Here is a 19,471-nt window from a genome sequence, read left to right on the forward strand (position 1 = left end):
CGCCGGTCAGCAGGGCGGTCAGGTCGTCGTTGATGGTCTGGGCGGCGACGATGAAGGCTGTCGCGTAACTCGTCCAGAACGACCGGCAAGACTGCTGACCCTGTGTGTCCTGGCTCTCTGAAGATGGGGCGGGGCGGGGTAGTGTCACAGCCAGGCTCCGTCAACCCGCGGGACCCGAGGAGGCGCGTTGTGCGTTACGACGACTGGGGCAGGCGTTCGCCGCGCTGGGCGGGAATCCGTAGTGAGATGGTCGACCTCCAGGGCACGAGCGTGCATTTCCTGCATGCGCGGGGGCCCGCCGACACGCCCACTCAACTACTGGTCCATCCGATGGGTGCCACTGGGACATTCTGGCTGGACGTCATCCCGCTGTTGGCCGCCCACGGGCCGGTCATCGCGCCTGACCTGCCCGGCACGTTCACCGGCCACACAGAAACACCGCATCCCCGCGCGGCCAGGGCGCATCTCAACGCCAGGTTTCTGCAGGCGTTCACCCGCACGCTTGGACTGGAGCGCGTGATCGTTCACGGCTGGTCCATGGGCGGGCTGGTGAGCCTGCTGTTCGCACAGCGCGCAAGCTGCGTGGAGCGGCTGGTGCTCACCAGCCCAACCCTGCCCGGCCCTCTCACCACGCCGGAGGCGCTCGGTTGGCAGACGCTGGGCCGGCTCACGCTGCTGGCCGCCGTGCCGGCCCTGCGCGGCACCCTGCGCCTGTACGGCAGGCAGTTGCTGGAGGCCAAGCTACGCGGGGGCGACCCCGTGACCTCGCCCGGCGGCGGGCTGGATCTGGCGGGCGGTGACCTGAGGCGCGTCTCGCCCGAACTGGTCGCGCTGCAGACCGAGGAGCGTCAGGAGATGCGTGGCCGGCCGGACAAACTGGCCGATGCCATCGTCGCCTTCGCCTCGGCCTTGTCGGCCATGTACATCGACCGGCGACCCGTCCTCGATGCGATCGATCGGGTGCGCGCACCCACACTGCTGCTGTGGGGCGACCAGGACCCGCTGATCGAGCGCCCGGTAGTCGACTACCTGCTCAAGTGCAGGCCCGACTGGGAACTGCGCGTGTTCGAGGGGGCGGGGCACCTGATGCCGATGGAGATCCCCGCCGCCTACGCCGAGGCCGTGGCAGGCCGGCACATCCCGCATCCATAGCCGCGCTCACCCTGACCTCACGCCTCTCACCGGCACCGGTCATATCTCCAGACCGTAGGGCCGGCGTACTGGTCCAGCAGGACGCGGGCGTGGTCGTGGCCGGGGCGGTGGCGTTGACCGCGAAGATCCGCTCGAACTGCGCCCTGGTCACATGCTCGATACCGGGCTCGTCGTTGAGGATGCCCGCGTTGTTGACCAGGATGTCCAGCCGGTCGGCGCGCGCGTCGAAGGCGGCCCACAAATTCTCGGCGTCCCCGGGCATGCCCAGCTCGGCCTGCAGGGCGAAGGCTTGCCCGCCCGCTGCCTCGATCGCGGCGACCGTTTCCCTGGCCGCCTGCTCGTTGCCGCCGTAGTGAACGGCGACGCGGGCGCCGTCGCCTGCCAGGCGACGGGCGATGGCCTGGCCGATTCCCCTGCTTGCGCCGGTGATGAGTGCGGTCTTGCCGTGGAGAGTGCTCATCATGTCTTCCTGCTGGTCACGGGGTGATGAGGTGGACGGGGGTGACGCGGCGATGGTGTCCGACGAGGTCGAACCAGTCGCCGAACAATCCGCCGGACAGGTGCTCCGCAGGGTCCTGGGCGGGCCCGATCAGCGCCTCTCAAAGCGTCGGCATACCTTTGTCGGTGATCGAAGGAGTCCTGGAGTACGTGCCGCACGACGTTGCGCCCACCCGGGAGCTGTGGCTGAAGGCGTCGGAGTGCTGGAGCGAGGCCATCAACACCCGCATCGACAAACTGGAGCGCATGCGCGACCGGTTCACCGAGTGCATCGGGTGCGGCTGCTTGTCCTTCGGCCAGTGCCAGTTGGTCAATCCCGGTGACAAGCTGGCCGGGCAAGGTGCCCGACCCCTCCTTGAACCCTGACGCGGAAGTGGTCATGCAGTACCCCGGTTGGTCGCAGGGGTGCGGGCCGAGTCGCAGATGGCGATCAACGACCGTCTGGTGGAGCAGAGGCCGCTGGGGATGCGGCGGGAGCTGCCGGACACCCTGGTCGTCCCCACGGGAAGAAGGTCTGGAACTCGCTCTACATCGACGCCGTGGTGAAGAGACTCGCGGCCGGCGGCATGAAGATCAGCCCGGAGCTTCGGGCCCACCTGTCCCCGCTGCAGTGGGAACACATCAACTTCGTGGGCTCCTACCCCTTCAACCGGCCCGAACGTCCCGGCTGGCTGCGTGAGCGGAGGGCCGTCTCGACTCGTGCACCGAGTGGGCTGAGGCGCTCGGGCAGGTAGCGCAAGAACGGGATCGCGGCGCTGTCGTCGCCCAGCAACGTCGCCCATTCTGCTCGACCGCATCGTGTACGACAACCCTGAAGCGATGGTCACTCTGGCGGCCATCGCAGGGGCCACCTCACGGATCCGCGTACAGACCGAAGTGCTGATCCCGCCCTTGCGTGCGACCGCCCTGCTCGCCAAGCAGACCGCGACCCTGGATCGGATTCCCGGTGGTCGCCTCACCCTCGGCGTGGGGATCGGGGCACGCGAGGACGACTACCGGGCCGTGGACGTCGAGGTCCGTGGCCGGGGGCGCCGCCTGGATGAGCAGATGGCAGCTCTTCGGCGCGTCTGGAAGGGCGAGCCGTACGCCCAGGACATCGGACCGATCGGCCCTGCCCCGGCTCGCCGGGGCGGCCCTGAAGTGCTGTTCGGAGGCTTCGTTCCCGCCACCGTCGAGCGCATCGCTCGCTGGGGCGACGGATTCCTCGGTGCTCACCTCACCCCGGAACAGATGGGGCAGTTCTACCGGGCCGTCGAGGCATCGTGGCAGGCCGCCGGGCGTGCCGGTCGTCCTCGGCTGGTGGCCCAGTTCAACGCCGCCCTCGGCCCCGAATCAGTCGTGGACGAGGCGCAACATGCCCTCGGTGGCTACTACAGCTTCATGGGGGACGGCGCGAACAAGGTGGTCGACGAGATGCTCACCACGCCGGAAGCGATCCGGCAGGCCGTCACCGTGTACGGCGAGATCGGCGCCGACGAGGTCATGCTCTACTGCTGGTTGGCCCGTCCGTTTGTTTCTTTCGCCATGACATGGGCATTCCGTGCATTCCGGCTGACATTTACGCGGTTTTGGTCGTGAGTCTTCCCGGGAGCGGCAAGGGGTCGCCATAGGGGCGTGCGTCTGCTCTTGAGGGGAGGATCAAGGTGAGCACGTGGCATGGGTGCTCCATCAGGACCCGCTTGAGCGTGGTGGCCGGCGCCGTCATGGCGCTTATCTGCACTGTTGTCGCGGTGTTCGCCCTGCTGGCGGTACGGGAGGCCTCCGTCGAGGACCGGACGAAACGGCTCGTCACCCACGCCGTGGAGATGGCCAGGCAGATACGCCAGAGCGGCGTATTCCCCCGCATGCTGTCGGACGGGCACAACGAGGCGGTTCAGGTGTTCGACCCGGCCGGCACGCTGGTCGCCGCCACCTCGGGCTTCGGGTCGCGTGAGCCGCCGATAGCCATCCTTCGCCCCGATGTCGACTCTTATGCGGTTGCGCTGTTGTGTGATCTGCATGCGTTCCCCGGCCAGTGCAAGATCGTGATCTCTTACCCCTTCCACAGGGCCGACGGCGTCTGGTTGCTCAACATGGCCGTCGCCGATGTTCCCTGGTACGTAGGCCCTCGGCTGCTGATCCTGCTCGCCACCGGCTGGCTCTTGCTGGTCGGGGCGACCATGGCGGGCACCTACCGGACCGTGAGCAAGACCCTGGAGCCGGTGGGCGCGATCAGCGGCAAGCTCGCCCAGATCACCGCGAGTGATTTCGGCCACCGGGTGCCGGTACCGAAGTACCGAGACGAGCTGCGCGACCTCGCCGAGATCGCGAACAAGACCCTGGACCGGGCCCAGTCGGCGGTTGAGCAGCAACTGCGGTTCGCCTCGGATGCCTCCCACGATCTGCGCAACCCGCTGGCCGCCATGCGCGTGCAGATCGATGAGGCGCTCATGTACCCGCAGGAGACCAACTGGCCGCAGACGGCGAACGCGCTGTTGGACAGTGTGGAACGGCTTCAGGACCTGGTCACCGACCTGTTGCAGATCGCCCGGCTGGACGCGGGCATCAGCGGCCGGCACGATCCCATCGACCTGACCGGCCTGGTGGCGGCCGAGGTGGACAGGCGGCCACGCCGGGTCGCGGTGATCCGCCACCTCACCCCCGGCGTGATGATCAATGGGGAGCGGATCGGCCTGGCCCGGCTGCTGAACAACCTGCTGGACAATGCCGAACGCCACTCCGACTCCGCCATCACGGTCACTGTCACGCTCGAATCGGGCACGGCGGTGCTGGAGGTGTGTGACGACGGCGAGGGCATCGCCCCCGACCAGCAGGAGGTCATCTTCCAGCGGTTCGCCCGCCTGGAGGCCTCCCGCAGAAAGGACTCAGGCGGCACGGGGCTCGGCCTGCCGATCGCCCGGCAAATCGCCGAAACCCACGGCGGCACCCTCACCATCGAAGACAGTCCCCGCGGCGCACGGTTCGTGCTGCGCCTCCCCGCCCCCCGCTGATCACGCTCACCTGCCGGCCCTACGGTAGTAAGCAGCGCGAAAACAACGATTAGCTACTGACCTTGGCTTGACCTGTTGGTTTGGCAGGTCTGGTCCCCATAGGGTGCGTCGATCTTGGTGATCATCGACGGTGGGGCGGCCCGGGTGTGGTCGACGATCGAGGTGCCGCGGGCGTTGTTCGACCGCGCCGTGGTGCACATGCTGCGCGAGGGCATTCTGCTGCCCGCAGGGATCACGACGCTAACTCGGCTGATCAGCGAGGTACGCCGGACCTGGAGACCTCCTCGGTCGATGACGCCCTGGACGTGCTGGATCTGCTGATCACCTCCAACCTGCTGGCTCGGGCGGAGCGGGCGGGCAAGGCCGAGCAGCTGCGGACGTTTTCCAAGCTGCGTAAGGCGGCGCGCACGATCGCCTCGGCGGTGGGGGTGCTGATGTCGGCGCCGGAGGCAACCGAGGATCGGCTGAGGTGTTGAGCGCGGTGACGTCGATGGGCGGCTTGTCATGGTCGATCATTGACGCCCAGTTCTCCGCGGTGAGCGTCGCCGGGTCGACGCCATCCTTGAGGGCGCTGGCAACGTAGGTCGTGGGATGCGGGTGGAGATAGCCTGTGGCGTCGGCGGGCCGTACGTAGGTGTGGGTCAGGTCGAGCGGCCGGATGACTGTGCGTTCGACTTCGGCGGCGTAGGCGTTGCCGGTGACCTTCTCGATGATCGCGCCGGCCAGGTAGTAGCCGCCGTTGGAGTAGATGAACTGCTCGCCCTGCTCGCCGACCGGCGGCTGGGACACCGCGAGCTTCACCAGCTCGGAGGTGGTCCAGATGTGGGTTGGCTGAGTGGCGATGCTGTGCTGTGGTTCCGGTGCGAGGCCGGTGAGGAACAGGCCGCTGGTGTGGTTGAGCAGATGTCGGGATGCCTTTTGGAGGAGAACCATTCGGAGGAGAACACGCGGTCTGCAGATGCCTGGAGCGTTCAGCGTCCTCTGCGCATGTAGGCGCGGAGCGACAGCGGGACGAAGATCACCAGCAGCGCGGCCGACCAGAGCAGGACGGCGGTCACCGGATGCGCGAGTGGCCAGGCCACGTCTCCGGACGGCGCCCCAGGATTGCCGAACAGCTCCCGTGAGGCGGCGGTGAGCGCGCTCACCGGGTTCCAGTCGGCCAGGAAGCGCAGCCAGCCCGGCATGCCGTCGGTCGGGACGAACGAGTTGGACAGCATCGTGAACGGCAGGAACAGCGGCACCATCGCGTCGGCGACCTGGTCGTTCTTCACCGCCAGGCCCACGTAGACGCCCACCCAGCTCAGCGCGTACCGCAGCACGATCATCAGCAGGAATGCCCCGGCCGTGGGGATCAGGCCGCGGTGCGGCTGCCAGCCCACCAGCAGGCCCGCGCCCACCATGATGGCCAGCATCAGCAGGCCGACCAGGGAGTCGGCGCCGGTCTGCCCGAACGGCACCGCCAAGCGCGCCATCGGCATGGAGCGGAACCGGTCCATCACACCGAGGGAGGCGTCGGTGGCCATCCGCGTCATGACCCCCATCACCGCGGAGAAGGTCACCATCGCGAACAGGCCGGGCATGAGGTACTCGCGGTAGTCGCCGCCGTCCGGCACCTGGATCGCGCTGCCGAAGACGTACCCGAACAGCACCACCATGACGGCCGGGAAGATCAGCGCCGCGACGAGTTCGCCGGGATCGTGTCGCAGCCGTCCCAGCTCGCGGCCGACCAGGGTCAGCCCGTCGGTGAACGTCCAGCGCAGGCGGCGGCCCAGCGGCGGGGCGAGGTTGGTCACTAGTGCTGCGTTCCTGAATGGGGGCGGAGATCCCTGCTGACCTGGGGTGATGATGGTCTCAGGGGGGATTGTCATGCCGAAACTGCTGCATGCGCGTCCACCGATGGACGCCGAAGAGAAACGACAGATCTGCAAGCTGGCCGGGGCCCGTCATGCCCCGGCCGACTGGATCATGAGAGCGCGGATCATCGTGTTCAGCTGGCGGGGGCTGCGCACCAGCGCCATCGCCGCCAAGCTGGGCTGTCACATGCAGACCGTGCGCGAGCGGATCGAGCGCTTCAACGCCGAGGGCCTGGCCGGGCTGGGCGACCGGCCCGGGGCAGGCCGCAAACCACGCATCACCGAGCTCGAACGCGGACAGCTCATCGCGCTGGCACGCTCGACTCCGCCCGGACGGCCGGTCCGCGACGAGGCCGGGGACCTGGCCGCAGACGAGGAGGCCGGCCCCGCCGAGTGGACGCTGGACAGCCTGACCGCCGCCGCCCGCGCGCAGGGCATCGTCATCGCGCGCAGCCAGGTCCGCCGGATCCTGCTCAAAGAGAAGGTCCGCTGGCGGCACACCCGCTCCTGGACCACCTCGACCGATCCGGACTTCGCCCCAAAAGGGCCGAGGTCATCGCCCTCTACACCGACCCGCCGCCGACCACCACGGTCATCTGCGCCGACGAGCTGGGGCCGGTGACCCCGCGCACCTTCCCACCGGCGCCCGGCTGGTCGGTCGACGGACACCGGATCAAAGCACCGCTGACCTACTCCCGCGGCACCGACAAGACCTGGGTATACGGCGGCCTGCGCATCCGCGACGGCATCGAGCTCACCTTCTGCGCTCCCTCGCGCAACAGCGACGGCTGGATCGGGCTGCTTCAGCAGATCGCCAGGGCCAACCGGCGCGGTGCGATCGTGGTCATCACCGACAACCTCTCCAGCCATTCCAGCTGGAAGGTCCGCCAATGGCTACTGCGTCACCCGCGCATCCGCCAGGTGTTCATCCCGATCAAAGCCTGCTGGCTGAACCTGGCCGAGGGCTGGTGGCGGCTGCTGCGCAAGGCGGCGTTCGCCGGGCAGACCTTCGCCGACGCCACCGAGATCGCCCACGCGGTCACCCTCGCCACCGTGCAACTCAACGCCCATGCTCATCCCTGGGTTTGGGGGCGACCGCCCCCGCAGCCCCGAGCCCTGCGCCGCAAATTCGTCTACCTGCTATGAGGAACGCAGCACTAGGGCGTGTGCGGAGTCCGGATCACTGGATCGGTCATTCCCTCCCCGGGAGGGGGCCGACTGCGGTAGACCAGTGGCGTGACGCGTGGTGACCTGACAGATGCCGAGTGGGGGTTGATCGAGCCGCACCTGCCGCTGGGGGCGTCCGGGCCGATCCCTGACCTGCGGAATTATTTCAACGCGGTGGTGTGGAGGTTCCGGACCGGTAGCCCCTGGCGGGACGTGCCCGAGAGCTACGGCTCCTGGTCGACGGTCTACGACCGGTTCCGCCTGTGGGCACGCGGCGGGGTCTTTCAGGCACTCATGGAGGCGATGATCGCCGAGGCCTCGGCCCGCGGCGACGTCGATCTCGGCCTGGTCAGTGTGGACTCCACCGTTGCCCGCGCCCATCACCACGCGGCCGGGATGGTGGTCGGCGCGGAACTCCTGGAAGAGCTGGAGAAGGCCGTGGCGGAGGAAAAGGGGCTCCGAAAAAGGGGCGGAACGACCCCGTAGGCGAGGTGCCCGAGAGTGGAGAGGACCCCGATCGGGAACAGCGCCGGATTCTGCGCCGACGCCGCAAGGCGCGGCTGAAGGCAGCCGAACTCGGCCGTTCCCGGGGCGGGTTGACCAGTAAGGTCCATCTCGCGACCGACCGTCGCTGTCGCCCCCTGTCCATCATCCTCACACCTGGGCAGGCCGCGGACAGCCCACGCTTCATCCCGGTTCTGGCCAAGATCAAGGTGCGCGGACCCGCCGGCCGCCCCCGGACCCGGCCGGACGCGGTCGCGGCAGACAAGGCGTACTCCTCCCGCGCCAACCGCGCCTACCTGGGGTCACCGTAGTCTTGGCCGAAAATCCAACGAACCCGCCTCCGACCTGCGATAACTCGGGTCTTCGCAGTCGTTGATCCTCATGCTGGATCCCGCGGCAAGGGGCACTCGCTACCGGCTCCACGCGTCCGGCTCGCGTTCAGACGCCCGAATCGGCCTCATGAGCCCGCACCCCGGGCGACCCGGGTCAAGCAACAGCGGAAAATCCAACGAACCCACCCATGACCAGGGGATTCATGCTGCTACAGGACGAGGTACTCGCGGAGCTTTCCGCGCTGGTGCGGGCGGGGGTCACCGACCCGCAGGCCGAGGGCGGGGAGCTGCTGGGCGATCTGGAGGTCGGTGAGCGGGGGGCTGACGGGGACGTCGCAGTAGCTGCGGTCGTCCTCCCGCCACTTGCTCTTGTCGCCGTCGACGGCGCGGACGCGGGCGACGGTGCCGCCCGCGACGTAGACGATCGCTTTGACGTGGGGGCGGCGGGCCGGGGCGATCGGCCACCACTTGCGGTCGGCCTCCAGTTGGACGGACTCGCTCTGGCCGGTCTCGCCGAGCCGCCGGTTGCCGGCGTCGGTTTTGGCCTTGGCGTTGCGGTAGACCACGAGGGCGCAGGGGCGGCCCTCGTGGTGGGCGGTGAGGTGCCGGTAGAGGGTGGGCCGGGAGACGTTGAAGGTCTGCGCGATCTCCTCGACGGTGTGCTGGCCGCTGTCGTACATCTGCTGGGCCTGGTCGAGCTGGCGTTGGGTGAGTTTGGGTTTGCGGCCGCCGACCCGGCCGCGGGCGCGGGCGGCGGCCAGGCCGTCGAGGGTGTTGGCGACGATGAGCTCGCGCTGGAGTTCGGCCAGCACGGACAGCATGCCGAACATGGCGCGGCCCTCCATGGTGGCGGTGTCGATGCCCTGCTCGATCACGTGCAACCCGATGTCCTCGGTCCTCAGGTCGGCGCCGAGGTTGATCAGGTGCTGGACCGAGCGCGACAGCCGGTCCAGCCGGGTGATCTTCAACGTGTCGCCCGGCGCCAGCAGTGCCAGGACCTCGTCCAGGCGGGGGCGGGAGGCCTTGGCGCCGCTGGCGGTGTCGGCGAAGATGTTCGCCCGCTCCACGTCGGCGCGCATGAGCGCGTCGATCTGGTGATCGAGGTTCTGATCGGCCGTCGAGACCCGGGCATACCCGTAGATCGTCATGCTTGAAGGGTCTCCTTTTCGGCCCATGAACGTTCTCGTTACGTTGATTCCGAGATAGCCAATCGAGACTGATCTTAGCTGGGGTTACGTCACGGCGGTAGATGGGTCTCGATAACGACTGTTCACAAGACCCATCTATCGGGGCGTCAGCGGCCGCCACTCCGGCCTGGTCCGTCCGGAAGTTGCGGACACCGCTCTTGAGAGGGAGGACTTACCGGGCGAAGCTGTCGATACTGGGGCGATGGATCTCGTCCGCAGGGCCCAAGGGCAGGTGGCCGCCGACGCGGCGATCGCGGTCGATCTTCGTCCTCGTCCCGGTGGACGCTGGCGTCGAGAGCTCGGCGGGCGGTGTAGACCGTGGCGGCGGCTGGCGCCTCGTGGGCGGCGCCGTCAATCACGGGGCCGTGGGCTTGGGCGACTACGGCAAGCCCGAGGGATTCCTGGAGCGGCGGGTGCCGCGCTGGACGGCCGAGCTGGAGGGCTACGCGATCGCACTCGGCCTTGTTCCAGCGGGCCCTCAGGTTCCAGGCCGCCGGAACGGTTTGAGCCGCACCCCCTCCAGGCTGTCGGCGATCAGCTGGTCCAACCGCCGCTCGCGAGTCTCGGCCCGCTTGGCGCTGTTGACATGATGGACGGCCAGCTTGCGGTAGGACGGCGCCTGCCCGCTGAACCAACCCCACGCCTGCGGTTCGGCCTGGAAGCGGGCCAGCTGCGCCGCCTCGAACACCGCGACCGGTTTCTCCTCGCGGTCCCGGTCACGGGCCTCGAACACCGCGATACCGGCCGGCCGCATGAGCCCCTGCGCGGTCAGCTCCTCGATCTTGCGGAGGTTGACCAGGCTCCAGTTGCTGCGCGGCCTGCGCGGGGTGAACCGGATCGTCCAGGAAAAGTCGTCGATCGGGTTCTGCCGGCCGTCGATCCAGCCGTAGCACAGGGCCTGGTCAACCGCCTCCGACCAGCTCAGCGTGGGCTTGCCCGTTTCCTTCTTCCACATGCCCACCCGGCATTCGGAGGCGGTGGCGTGGTGCTCCTCCAGCCAGTCCCGGAACTCCCCAGGACTTGAGAAGAAGATCCACTCCATGCGCGGTTCTCCCGTCGGTCGTCTCGTCGGTTCCATTGAACCTGGCGTGCACGACAATTCCCGAGAGGACCACCGCGCCACCCGCGATCTGCGCCGGGGTGGGCAGCTCGCGGGCCGTACTGCCGCCCAGACCAGCGCCAACAGCGGGATGAGACCGACCAGGACGCCAGCCGGTCCGGCTCCGAGCCAGGAGACCACCCGGTTGAACCTCAGGAACGGCAACTCAAGGATGAGGTGGCGTCCTGCTGTTCCAGCCATTTCGTCATCGCCTGGTTTGTTTCTTCCGGCTTTTCCTGCTGGATCCAGTGGCCGCAGTCCAGGCTGGCCACTTCCACGTTGGGCACGAATTCCGCCAGGTTTTCGGACCTCTGGATCACGTCCCGGTCGCCGTAGATCATGAGGGTGGGCTGTTGGATGACCGGGTTCACGTCGGCCAGCAGGCGCCAGTTGCGGTCGAGGTTCCTGTACCAGTTCACACTGCCTGTGAATCCTGTCGATTCGAAGGCGGAGACGAAGACGGCCAGTTCGCTGTCGCTCATGACGGGATCACCGAGGGGTGTTTCCGCTCTGGCGAGATCTATCAGCGCCATACCGGGCTGAGGCTCTGCGGGGGGCTGGTTCTTCCGGTACAGATTGCGGAGGAACTGGAAGGTGTTGTCGTCGAACACGGCGTCCGCGACGCCTGGCTGCCGGTTGAAGTGGACGAAGTAGAAGTCGCCGCCGAGCACAGCTTCCATGAACTCGATCCATGGCGTTTCTCCGCGCTCCTGGTAAGGCAGGCTCAGGTTGATCACTTTGTTCACCCGGTGGGGGTGCAGCAGGGTCAGTCCCCAGACGACGAACGCGCCCCAGTCATGGCCGACGAAGGTGGCGTCCTCGTATCCGTAGTGGTCGAGGAGCGCGACAAGGTCTCCCGACAGGTGTTCGAGATCGTAGTCCGTCACTTCGGTCGGGCGGGAGGAGTTGCCGTAGCCCCGCTGGTTCGGTGCGATGACGTGGTAGCCGGCTGCAGCGAGGGCGGGCATCTGGTGGCGCCAGGAGAAGGCGTGCTCCGGCCAGCCGTGGCACAGCACGATGGGCTTTCCCGCGTTCTCTCGGCCCGCTTCGAACACTTCGAGTTCCACACCGTTGACCGCAATGAGGGTGGGCTCGGGGAAATCGGCTGGATTGAACATTGCAGTCCTCGCTGTCTTTCGGGGTCATCAGGCGACCTCGCCGGTCGAGGTCAGGTCGCCATCCTGCCGCCCGAAACCGGTCACCTCATGACCGGTTTCTGTGAGAGTTTTGTCAGCGTGCGAACCGACCGGCTGGTGGCCATCCTCCTTCTGCTGCAACGGCGCGAGCAGGTGACAGCAGCAGAGGTCTCCCGAGAGCTGGAGGTCTCCGAGCGGACCGCCCGCCGCGACCTCGACGCTCTGGCCATGGCAGGGGTGCCCGTGTACTCCGTGCAGGGCCGGGGCGGCGGCTGGCGGCTGGTCGGCGGGGCACGTACCGACCTGTCCGGGTTGACCGCGAGCGAGGCCCGCGCCCTGTTCCTGGTCGCTGGCCCGGCCTCGGCTGCGACACCGGCCGTGAAAGCAGCCCTGCGCAAACTCGTCCACGCCCTGCCGGCGCCCTTCCGGGAGCAGGCCGAGGCAGCAGCGTCATCGCTCGTCATGGACCCGCAACGATGGGGGGCCAGCCGAGTCGAGCCCCGACCACCACGCTTCCTCGACGAACTCCAAGACGCGGTGATCCGCGGCATCCAGGTCCGGCTCGGCTACATCGACCGCGAAGGCACCGAAACAATGAGAACCGTCCACCCGCTGGGCATCGTCGCCAAAGGCCCGTCGTGGTACCTCATCTCCCACACCGAGGCCGGCCGCCGAACCTTCCGGATCGACCGCGTCTCCTCCGCCGACCCGACCGGCGACCCCGTACACCGACCCGAAGGCTTCGACCTCGCCGCGAGCTGGCGCGAGATCGCCGACGAGATCGACCGCAAACGAACACCCCTCGAGATCCAGGCGGTATGCACGCCCCATGGGATAGACATACTCCGGATCGGGCTCGGTGACCGGCTCGATGTGGGAGGCCCCACGACCGACGGCCGCATCGAAGTCGTGATCCGCGGCCACAACGAGTACATGCTCGCCGGCGAACTCGCCGGGCTGGTCGAATGGCTCGAGGTCACCGGCCCCCCGGGCGTGCGAGACCACCTGGCCTCGATCGGCACCGCGCTCGTCGAACGCTACCGCTGAGACCACCCATAGCCTCGAAATCGGGACAGACCGTGCAGCAGTCCTCGACCACTCAGCCCGCCGCGACCCCGCCACGCTCGTCATCCGTCCAGTCTGAACGATACGAGCGCCGCATCCACCACCACACTGAATCCCAAGCCGAGACGGACTCAGTCGACGCCCCGAGCAGGCTTGAGCCGCAGCTCGGGGCGGCGGTGTTCAGGGGTTGAGGAGGAAGGTGGTGCCGGCGTCGGTGACCGTGGTGGGCCGCAGCGGCCGCCATCCTTCGATGAGTTTGGCGAGTTCGGATTCGATGTCGACGGTGATGAACCCGAAGAAGTTGATGTTCTCGCGGTGGCCGGGTGCGATGAACGACAGCAGCTCGTCGCGGATCTCCCGGCCCTGGGAGCGCAGCTCGGAGATCGCGACGCCGTAGTACTCGGTGGTCCAGGTGATGACGGCGTTGGTGAGCAGGGTCAGGCACCACGCTTGCTCGGTCTGGTCTTGGAAGTGGGGGCGGACGATGGTGCCCTGCTGGGCGTAGTGCAGGTCCCGGCGCAGCGCGTGCAGGGACTCGCCCTTGTTGAGCTGCCGGGTGATCTTCCGCCGGTAGATCGGGTCCGACAGGTAGCGGGCGGCGTGCAGGGTCCGGCGCATCCGCCCCCACTCCTTCAACGCCGCCGCCAGGGTGTTCTGCCGGGACGCCGCCGACCACTTCCCGACGATCAGGGACGCGGTCGCCTCACCGAACTTGAGCGACCCGCCCATCCGCAGCAGGTCGGGGTAGCACTCGATGATCAGATCGGTGTTCCACCGGTCGGCCAGGAGCGGCCCGGCGTGCGGGTAGAGGGCGTTGGTCGCCCCAGGGGTGTCGATGCGCAGCATCGTGATCCTGCCGAGGTCGCGGATCCGCGGGGTGAGGGCCTTGCCGACCAGGTCGAACAGCCCGAAGTTCACCAGGGTCGCGCCGTGGGTGTCGGTGGCGTGCTCGGTGATCGGCAGATCGGTCTGATTCCCGAGGATCTCATCCAGAGTGAGGTGGCCCTCGCGGGTGGTGGGGACGATCTGCTGGGTGCCGTAGGTCGACCACTGGTCCGACACATGGGTGTAGGACGACAGGACCTGGCCGCCGTGGATCGTCATGTTCCGGGCCGTCAGTGACTTCCCGCGCACCGGGAACCGCTGCCCGTCCGAGGACGACATCGTCCCGCCGCCGAACTTCTTGGCCAGCTCCAGCCCGTAGTGGTGGTTGACCAGCACCGTGTTCGCCTCCCGCAGCGTCTCCTCCCGCACGTACCACTCCTGCGTCCAGGCCAGGGTGTCGTAGGGCACGCCGCACGCCTCAGACATGCGCGTCAGCCCCAGGTTCGTCGCCCCGGCGATGAGCACCGCGAGGATGTTGCGCTTCAGCGCCACGGTCTGCTTGGTCTTGTGGCCGCCGGCGTGGGTGAAGCAGGCGATGAAGTTCGTGCGGGCGTCCAGCTCGATCAGCAGCGAGGCGATCGGCACGAACGGCAGCATCCCCGACAGCTCGTCCCGCAGCTCCCGCGCCTCGCCCGGGATGTCCTCGGCCGATAGCGGCGGGATCACCAGACGGCCGTTCTCATCCAGCCGGACCGCGCCAACGTCACCCGGAGCCGAGTTCGCCAGGGTCTCCTCCAGGTCCTCCATCGCCTGGTGGAACTCCTCCTTCACCTGCTCGATCGCGTCCGCGGCCCCGGCCGGTTTGCGGATCAGCTGGCAGAACTCCGCCCGCCGCGGCTCCCACTGCTCCGGGGTGAACAGGTAGGTGCCCGGGTCGGCGTACCGGCGTGAGCCGGGCACGAACACGTCCCCGCTGCGCAGGCCGTCCCGCAGCGCCAGGATCGTGCACAGCTCCCAGTAGTGCCGGAACGCGGTGTCATCGCCGTCCCGCTTGGCCTTGGCCAGGTAGTCGGCATAGCGGGCGGGCACGAACGAGGTCGGAGCTGCGGCCGGGACCTTCCGGCCGCCGACCCGGTTCAGCGGAATCTGGTGTGGAACCCCGGGCGTTTACGCCCGGGAGGAAACGACAGCGCGGGAGGGCCTCCAGGCCCGAGCGGTGCCGTGACGGCCGGTTCATATGAGCGGATCAGTCCGGCCGTTTCTGGTTTTCGATGTACTCCTTGATGACCGACAGCGGGGCGCCGCCGCAGGAGGCGGCGAAGTAGGACGGGGACCAAAAGCGCCCGCCCCACAGATATTGACGCACGTGCGAGCCGAACTCTTTGCGCAGGAGCCGGGCCGAGACGCCCTTGAGGGAGTTGACCAGGACCGACAGGGCCACTTTGGGCGGGTAGCGGACCAGCAGGTGCACATGATCGTGCTCGCCGTTGAACTCGGCCAGGACGGCGCCGAAGTTGTCGCATACCTCGATCATGATGGCTTCACAGCGGTGCAGCATCTCGTCGGTGAACACTTTCCGCCGGTATTTGGGGGTGAAGACCAAATGGGCGTGGAGGCTGTGGACGACGGTGCGGCCCCTGCGGACATCAGGATCAGGTTCCCACCGCGGTGACATGGACCGAATGATAATGTGTTCGATCGTGAGACTGGTGGTGCAGGTGAAGCTCCTGCCGACGCCCGAGCAGGCGACGGCGCTGGAGGCGACCCTGCGCGCGGTCAACACGGCCGCCTGCCAGGTCTCCCGCCAAGCCCACGAGCGGCGCACGTTTCGCAACTACGACCTGCGCAAGCACACCTACACGCAGATCAAGGACGGCTACGGGCCGGCCGCCCAGGCCGCACAGCACGTCATCAAGAAGGTCGCCGACGCCTACGCCACCCTGCACGCCAACATCCGAGCCGGGAACCTGGGCAAGGTAGGCTCCGCCCGCCGGGTACGGGCCGAATCCACGCCGATCGCCTTCCGCGCCGACGCCGCCCAGCCGTTCGACGACCGCTGCCTGTCCTGGCAGATCGACGCGCGGACGGTGTCGATCTGGTCGGTGGCCGGGAGGCTGAAGAACCTGAGGTTCACCGCGTCCGCCGAACAGCTCAAGACCCTGTCGGCACACCGCAGGGGCGAGTCCGATCTGGCCTACCGGGACGGCATGTGGTTCCTGATCGCGACCTGTGACATGCCCGACCCCCGCGTCAAAGACCCGGATGCCTTCCTGGGGGTGGATCTGGGCATCGTCAACATCGCCACCACCAGTGACGGAGCCCGTCATTGCGGCAGGGCGCTGAACGCGGTCAGGCACCGCCGGCGCGAGCTACGCCGCCGCTTGCAGGCCAAGGGCACCAAGTCCGCCAAGCGGTTGCTCAAGCAGCGCCGACGCAAAGAAGCGCGGTTCGCCGCCAACACCAATCATGTCATCGCCAAGCGGATCGTGGCCGAGGCAGAACGCACCGGCTCCGGCATCGCCCTGGAAGACCTCCGGGGCATCCGGGACCGGGTACGGCTTCGCAAGCCCCAGCGGGTCACGCTGCATTCCTGGAGCTTCCACCAGCTGGGTGGCTTCCTCGGCTACAAGGCGGCCCGGGCCGGGGTCGCCGTCATCTACGTCGATCCGGCTTTCACCTCCCAGCAGTGCTCGTCGTGTGGGCATGTGGACCGCAGGAACCGGCTCGATCAAGCCTCTTTCTCGTGTACGTCGTGCGGCTTCGCTGAGCACGCGGACGTCAACGCGGCCCGCAACATCGCCGCACGCGGTGGGACGGGCTGGGCAGTGAGTCACGCTGCCTGACGCGGACCGGACCGTCGAAGCCACCGACGGCGAGGAGCTGCAAGCTCGGTCGTTTACGGCCGAGAAGCTGACCTCCTTCAACCTCCCCACCGCGTCCATCAGGTCGGCGGTGCCGGGCCCGCCCTGGAAGTCGATCACGTTCAGGACGTGCGGGGTGAACTGCCGCAGGTAGGTGTAGGACGCCTCCAACGCCGACAGTCGGCCGTGGTCACGCGGCAGCGGCTTCCACGACACCGAGGCGACCTCCCGCAGCTTCTCCAATCCGATCTGGGTTCGCAGCAGCCCGCCGACCTCCTCATCCGGGATGCCCGGGTCGTTCAGCACCGGCAGGATCACGTCCATGAGCAGCTGCCGGGCCTCGCCCTTCTTGGCCCGCTCCGCCAGCGCCGCGTCGGTCTTGGCCTTGGCCCGCGACTCACGCGCTGACACCGCCTGGTCGAACAACGCGATCACCTCGTCCAGCTGATCCACCGCCGACTGCGCCACCAACGCCAGCAGGATCGGGAACCGCCGCTCCCCGCGCCGCTCCAGCCCCTGCCCCGACGAACGGCGCCCCAGCGTCGCCAGGAACCGGCGCCGCTCCCGCGACAACGTCGACAAGTCCAGTTCGTGGGCGTCCATCCCGCGCAGGAACAGCAGCCGCTCGATCGCAGCCTTCACCGCCGCCGCGGTCGCTTCCACCGCCGGCGTCGTCAACCACGTCAACCGGGTCATCCCGATCTGCGGATCCACCACCAGCAGGCCGTCCAGATCACGACGCATCCGCGCCGTCAGCAGCGGCGCCACCCGCTCGGACGTCAGCGCCGTCGCCCCCGACCGGGCCGTGCCGACCATCTCCATCAACGTGACCACACCCTTCGGGGGGTATCTCTCCAAGTGTGTAAGGGGTGACTAGAGGGAAGCAAGTGACCTGTGGGGACACCCACTTCTTCGGGGGGAGAAGCACCGTCATGTCTGTGATCGAGGGTGTCGACGGCACAACGTCGACTACTGTGAGTAATCTTTCGTCTGCGGTATCTGAAGTGACCAGGCGTCCGATCCGTGAACTGATCGACGACCGCCAACTGGACGAACTCCTGGCCCGCTCCCGCGACGAGGCCGGAGGGTTACGGCTGACCGGCGAGAACAGCATGCTCGGCGACCTGGTCAAAGCGGTCCTGGAACGAGCGCTGGAGGCCGAGCTGACCGCGCATCTGGGCTACACCAGGCACGCGAGCGAGGGCTACAACTCCGGCAACTCCCGCAACGGAGCGATCAGGAAAACGGTACAGACCGCGGTCGGCCCGGTAAAACTGTCGGTGCCACGAGATCGGGCCGGAAGCTTCGAGCCGGTGCTGGTGCCCAAGCGCGCCGGCCGGGTCGCGGGCGGCCTGGACGACATGGTGATCAGCCTGTACGCGCACGGGATGAGCGTGCGTGACATCGTCCACCACCTGGAGCAGGTGTATGACACCCACCTGTCGGCCGAGACCGTCTCGCGGATCACCGAGCAGGTGATGGAGGAGGTCAAGGCCTGGCAGCGCCGGCCGCTCGACGCGGTCTACGCGGTGGTGTTCCTGGACGCGATCATGGTCAAGGTGCGCGACAACCACGTCGTGCAGAACAAGCCCGCCTACCTGGCCGTCGGCGTGGACACCGACGGCGACAAGCACGTCCTGGGCATCTGGACCGCCAAGACCGAACCGGGCGCCCGCGTCGCCGGGGAGGGCGCCGGTTTCTGGCGCGGCGTGGTCACCGATCTGCGTAACCGCGGCGTCGGCGACATCCTGATCGCCTGCTGCGACGGCCTGTCGGGGTTCGAGGACGCCATCTGCGCCACCTTCCCGCACACCACCGTGCAGACCTGCATCGTTCACCTCATCCGCAACAGCCTGCGGCTGGTGCCGCGCAAGGAACGCGCCGAGGTCGCGGCGGAGATGAAGAGGATCTACACCGCGCCGGACGCCGACGCGGCCCTTGAGGCCCTGGCCGCCTTCGCCGCCACCGCTCTTGGCACGAGATACCCGCAGGCGGTCAGGGTCTGGGAGAGCGCCTGGGAACAGGTGACGCCGTTTTTGGCCTTCACCCCGGCGGTGCGCAGGCTGCTCTACACCACCAACAGCATCGAGTCCCTCAACTACCAGCTGCGCAAAGTGATCAAGGCTCGGGGGCACTTCCCCGGTGACGACGCCGTCGTCAAGCTGCTCTGGCCGGCCATCGTCAACATCGAGGACAAACGCGCCCGCGAACGTGCCGCCCACCGCGGCCGGGACAGGCATCGCCCCGGTTACCCCGGGCGTCTCATCGAGGGGCAAAGGACTCACGGCTGGCGTGAAGCCCTCAATGAACTCGCTATCGCCTATCCAGGGCGAATCGGGTAAAAAACGATCTCAACACCACAAGATCACCTTTACACACTTGAGGTTACAGGCCCAACCTGGCGCGCGAGTACCTGATGGCGGCCAAGGTGATCCGGCCCGGCGCGCTCATCTTGGCCAGGATGGTCGGCACGGCCCGCAAGGGCGCCTCCGATCTGACTTCGCAGCTGGTGGGGCACCTACTGACGGCAGAGCTCCGCGCTGACTTGGAGCGGATGCTGCTGGTCGATGCGGGGCTGGGAATGACCCGGCTGGAGTGGCTGGTCAGCCCGGCCCGGGACGCGTCGGCGACCTCGGTGAAGACGGCGATCGACAAGCTGACCTGGCTGCGCGCGATCGACGCCCACCAGATGGATGTGTCGGTGCTGCCGAACGAGCGCCGCCGGTTCCTGGCCCAGGTCGCACGCCGCTCGACCAACCAGGGGCTGGAGCGGCGCAAGGAGCGTAAGTTCCCGATCCTGCT

Annotated in this window: 19 protein-coding genes and 1 pseudogene; 12 read left to right on the forward strand and 8 right to left on the reverse strand. The window is 67.9% G+C overall.

The genetic code is table 11. The features are described 5' to 3' along the window. The first annotated feature begins 189 nt into the window (after positions 1-189). Positions 190-1,152, forward strand: a complete 963-nt coding sequence (locus OIE13_RS12005) for an alpha/beta fold hydrolase (protein WP_326829993.1) — start codon at positions 190-192, stop codon at positions 1,150-1,152. Here OIE13_RS12005 and OIE13_RS12010 read toward each other — a convergent pair. Continuing rightward, positions 1,034-1,615, reverse strand: coding sequence for an SDR family NAD(P)-dependent oxidoreductase (locus OIE13_RS12010; protein ID WP_326829994.1), 582 nt, complete (start codon positions 1,613-1,615; stop codon positions 1,034-1,036). The two genes, OIE13_RS12005 and OIE13_RS12010, sit on opposite strands and share 119 nt — an antisense overlap. 23 nt (positions 1,616-1,638) lie before the next feature. Between OIE13_RS12010 and OIE13_RS12015 the strand changes: the two genes are divergently transcribed. The 5 genes from OIE13_RS12015 to OIE13_RS12035 all read left to right on the forward strand — a co-directional run bounded on the left by OIE13_RS12015 (position 1,639) and on the right by OIE13_RS12035 (position 4,961). After that, positions 1,639-2,016 carry a MerR family DNA-binding protein gene (locus OIE13_RS12015; RefSeq protein WP_326640073.1) on the forward strand — a complete coding sequence of 126 codons (378 nt, stop codon included), beginning with the start codon at positions 1,639-1,641 and terminating at the stop codon, positions 2,014-2,016. Further along, positions 2,013-2,384: a Tn3 family transposase gene (locus OIE13_RS12020; protein ID WP_326647095.1), complete on the forward strand. Its 372-nt coding sequence runs from the start codon at positions 2,013-2,015 to the stop codon at positions 2,382-2,384. Before OIE13_RS12015 ends, OIE13_RS12020 begins: the two co-directional genes overlap by 4 nt. Positions 2,385-2,469: 85 nt before the next feature. Beyond that, positions 2,470-3,228 (forward strand): LLM class flavin-dependent oxidoreductase, encoded by a 759-nt coding sequence (locus OIE13_RS12025; protein ID WP_326640070.1) that lies wholly within the window; start codon positions 2,470-2,472, stop codon positions 3,226-3,228. Positions 3,229-3,293: 65 nt separating this feature from the next. Beyond that, positions 3,294-4,640, forward strand: coding sequence for a sensor histidine kinase (locus OIE13_RS12030; RefSeq protein ID WP_326640069.1), 1,347 nt, complete (start codon positions 3,294-3,296; stop codon positions 4,638-4,640). A gap of 114 nt (positions 4,641-4,754) precedes the next feature. Continuing rightward, on the forward strand, positions 4,755-4,961 hold the full coding sequence (locus tag OIE13_RS12035) for a hypothetical protein (RefSeq protein ID WP_326640067.1): 207 nt from the start codon (positions 4,755-4,757) through the stop codon (positions 4,959-4,961). Here the strand turns inward: OIE13_RS12035 and OIE13_RS12040 are convergent, their stop codons facing one another. Both OIE13_RS12040 and OIE13_RS12045 read right to left on the reverse strand, forming a co-directional pair. After that, the gene (locus tag OIE13_RS12040; protein ID WP_326640065.1) at positions 4,962-5,573 is read right to left on the reverse strand and encodes a serine hydrolase domain-containing protein; all 612 of its coding nucleotides are present in this window, start codon (positions 5,571-5,573) and stop codon (positions 4,962-4,964) included. A gap of 38 nt (positions 5,574-5,611) precedes the next feature. After that, a complete protein-coding gene (locus tag OIE13_RS12045) occupies positions 5,612-6,433 on the reverse strand; it encodes an ABC transporter permease (protein ID WP_326640063.1) in 822 nt (273 codons plus the stop codon). Positions 6,434-6,506: 73 nt separating this feature from the next. On the opposite strand from OIE13_RS12045, the gene OIE13_RS12050 reads away from it, so the two are divergent. The 3 genes and pseudogenes from OIE13_RS12050 to OIE13_RS12060 all read left to right on the forward strand — a co-directional run. Then, positions 6,507-7,115: a helix-turn-helix domain-containing protein gene (locus OIE13_RS12050; RefSeq protein ID WP_326828968.1), complete on the forward strand. Its 609-nt coding sequence runs from the start codon at positions 6,507-6,509 to the stop codon at positions 7,113-7,115. Next, a complete protein-coding gene (locus OIE13_RS12055; protein ID WP_326830281.1) occupies positions 7,088-7,639 on the forward strand; it encodes a transposase in 552 nt (183 codons plus the stop codon). The genes OIE13_RS12050 and OIE13_RS12055 overlap by 28 nt, the downstream gene beginning before the upstream one ends. Positions 7,640-7,729: 90 nt before the next feature. Next, positions 7,730-8,463: pseudogene (locus OIE13_RS12060) on the forward strand (transposase); the annotation flags it as partial. A 242-nt stretch (positions 8,464-8,705) separates the two neighbouring features. Here the strand turns inward: OIE13_RS12060 and OIE13_RS12065 are convergent. From OIE13_RS12065 to OIE13_RS12075, 3 genes are all read right to left on the reverse strand, one after another. Next, positions 8,706-9,644, reverse strand: a complete 939-nt coding sequence (locus OIE13_RS12065; protein ID WP_326640061.1) for a recombinase family protein — start codon at positions 9,642-9,644, stop codon at positions 8,706-8,708. Positions 9,645-10,161: 517 nt separating this feature from the next. Then, entirely contained in the window at positions 10,162-10,725 is a 564-nt protein-coding gene (locus OIE13_RS12070) for a YdeI/OmpD-associated family protein (protein WP_326640059.1), read from the reverse strand. 209 nt (positions 10,726-10,934) lie between these two features. Continuing rightward, entirely contained in the window at positions 10,935-11,900 is a 966-nt protein-coding gene (locus OIE13_RS12075) for an alpha/beta fold hydrolase (protein WP_326829995.1), read from the reverse strand. A 117-nt stretch (positions 11,901-12,017) separates the two neighbouring features. Here OIE13_RS12075 and OIE13_RS12080 point away from each other — a divergent pair, with 117 nt between their 5' ends. Beyond that, the gene (locus OIE13_RS12080; protein WP_326829996.1) at positions 12,018-12,965 is read left to right on the forward strand and encodes a helix-turn-helix transcriptional regulator; all 948 of its coding nucleotides are present in this window, start codon (positions 12,018-12,020) and stop codon (positions 12,963-12,965) included. Positions 12,966-13,163: 198 nt separating this feature from the next. On the opposite strand, the gene OIE13_RS12085 is transcribed toward OIE13_RS12080, so the two are convergent. Both OIE13_RS12085 and tnpA read right to left on the reverse strand, forming a co-directional pair. After that, a complete protein-coding gene (locus tag OIE13_RS12085; RefSeq protein WP_326830282.1) occupies positions 13,164-14,954 on the reverse strand; it encodes a Tn3 family transposase in 1,791 nt (596 codons plus the stop codon). Between the two features lie 100 nt (positions 14,955-15,054). Next, entirely contained in the window at positions 15,055-15,483 is a 429-nt protein-coding gene (tnpA, locus tag OIE13_RS12090) for an IS200/IS605 family transposase (protein ID WP_326829997.1), read from the reverse strand. A gap of 25 nt (positions 15,484-15,508) precedes the next feature. On the opposite strand from tnpA, the gene OIE13_RS12095 reads away from it, so the two are divergent. Both OIE13_RS12095 and OIE13_RS12100 read left to right on the forward strand, forming a co-directional pair. Then, entirely contained in the window at positions 15,509-16,651 is a 1,143-nt protein-coding gene (locus tag OIE13_RS12095) for an RNA-guided endonuclease InsQ/TnpB family protein (protein WP_326829998.1), read from the forward strand. A gap of 950 nt (positions 16,652-17,601) precedes the next feature. Further along, complete coding sequence (locus OIE13_RS12100) at positions 17,602-19,011, forward strand: IS256 family transposase (RefSeq protein WP_442816051.1); 1,410 nt, start codon at positions 17,602-17,604, stop codon at positions 19,009-19,011. The last annotated feature ends 460 nt before the right edge of the window (positions 19,012-19,471 follow it).

It is taken from the genome of Streptosporangium sp. NBC_01810 (assembly GCF_035917355.1).
In the GTDB taxonomy this organism is placed as follows: domain Bacteria; phylum Actinomycetota; class Actinomycetes; order Streptosporangiales; family Streptosporangiaceae; genus Streptosporangium.

What these genes read in the sequence shown, in the direction of transcription:
- OIE13_RS12075 (WP_326829995.1), bottom strand. Translation starts at nt 11,900, where the DNA reads ATGTTCAATCCAGCCGATTTCCCCGAGCCCACCCTCATTGCGGTCAAC.
- tnpA (WP_326829997.1), bottom strand. Translation starts at nt 15,483, where the DNA reads ATGTCACCGCGGTGGGAACCTGATCCTGATGTCCGCAGGGGCCGCACC.
- OIE13_RS12015 (WP_326640073.1), top strand. Translation starts at nt 1,639, where the DNA reads ATGAGGTGGACGGGGGTGACGCGGCGATGGTGTCCGACGAGGTCGAAC.
- OIE13_RS12100 (WP_442816051.1), top strand. Translation starts at nt 17,602, where the DNA reads ATGTCTGTGATCGAGGGTGTCGACGGCACAACGTCGACTACTGTGAGT.
- OIE13_RS12040 (WP_326640065.1), bottom strand. Translation starts at nt 5,573, where the DNA reads ATGGTTCTCCTCCAAAAGGCATCCCGACATCTGCTCAACCACACCAGC.
- OIE13_RS12010 (WP_326829994.1), bottom strand. Translation starts at nt 1,615, where the DNA reads ATGATGAGCACTCTCCACGGCAAGACCGCACTCATCACCGGCGCAAGC.
- OIE13_RS12070 (WP_326640059.1), bottom strand. Translation starts at nt 10,725, where the DNA reads ATGGAGTGGATCTTCTTCTCAAGTCCTGGGGAGTTCCGGGACTGGCTG.
- OIE13_RS12065 (WP_326640061.1), bottom strand. Translation starts at nt 9,644, where the DNA reads ATGACGATCTACGGGTATGCCCGGGTCTCGACGGCCGATCAGAACCTC.
- OIE13_RS12050 (WP_326828968.1), top strand. Translation starts at nt 6,507, where the DNA reads ATGCCGAAACTGCTGCATGCGCGTCCACCGATGGACGCCGAAGAGAAA.
- OIE13_RS12025 (WP_326640070.1), top strand. Translation starts at nt 2,470, where the DNA reads ATGGTCACTCTGGCGGCCATCGCAGGGGCCACCTCACGGATCCGCGTA.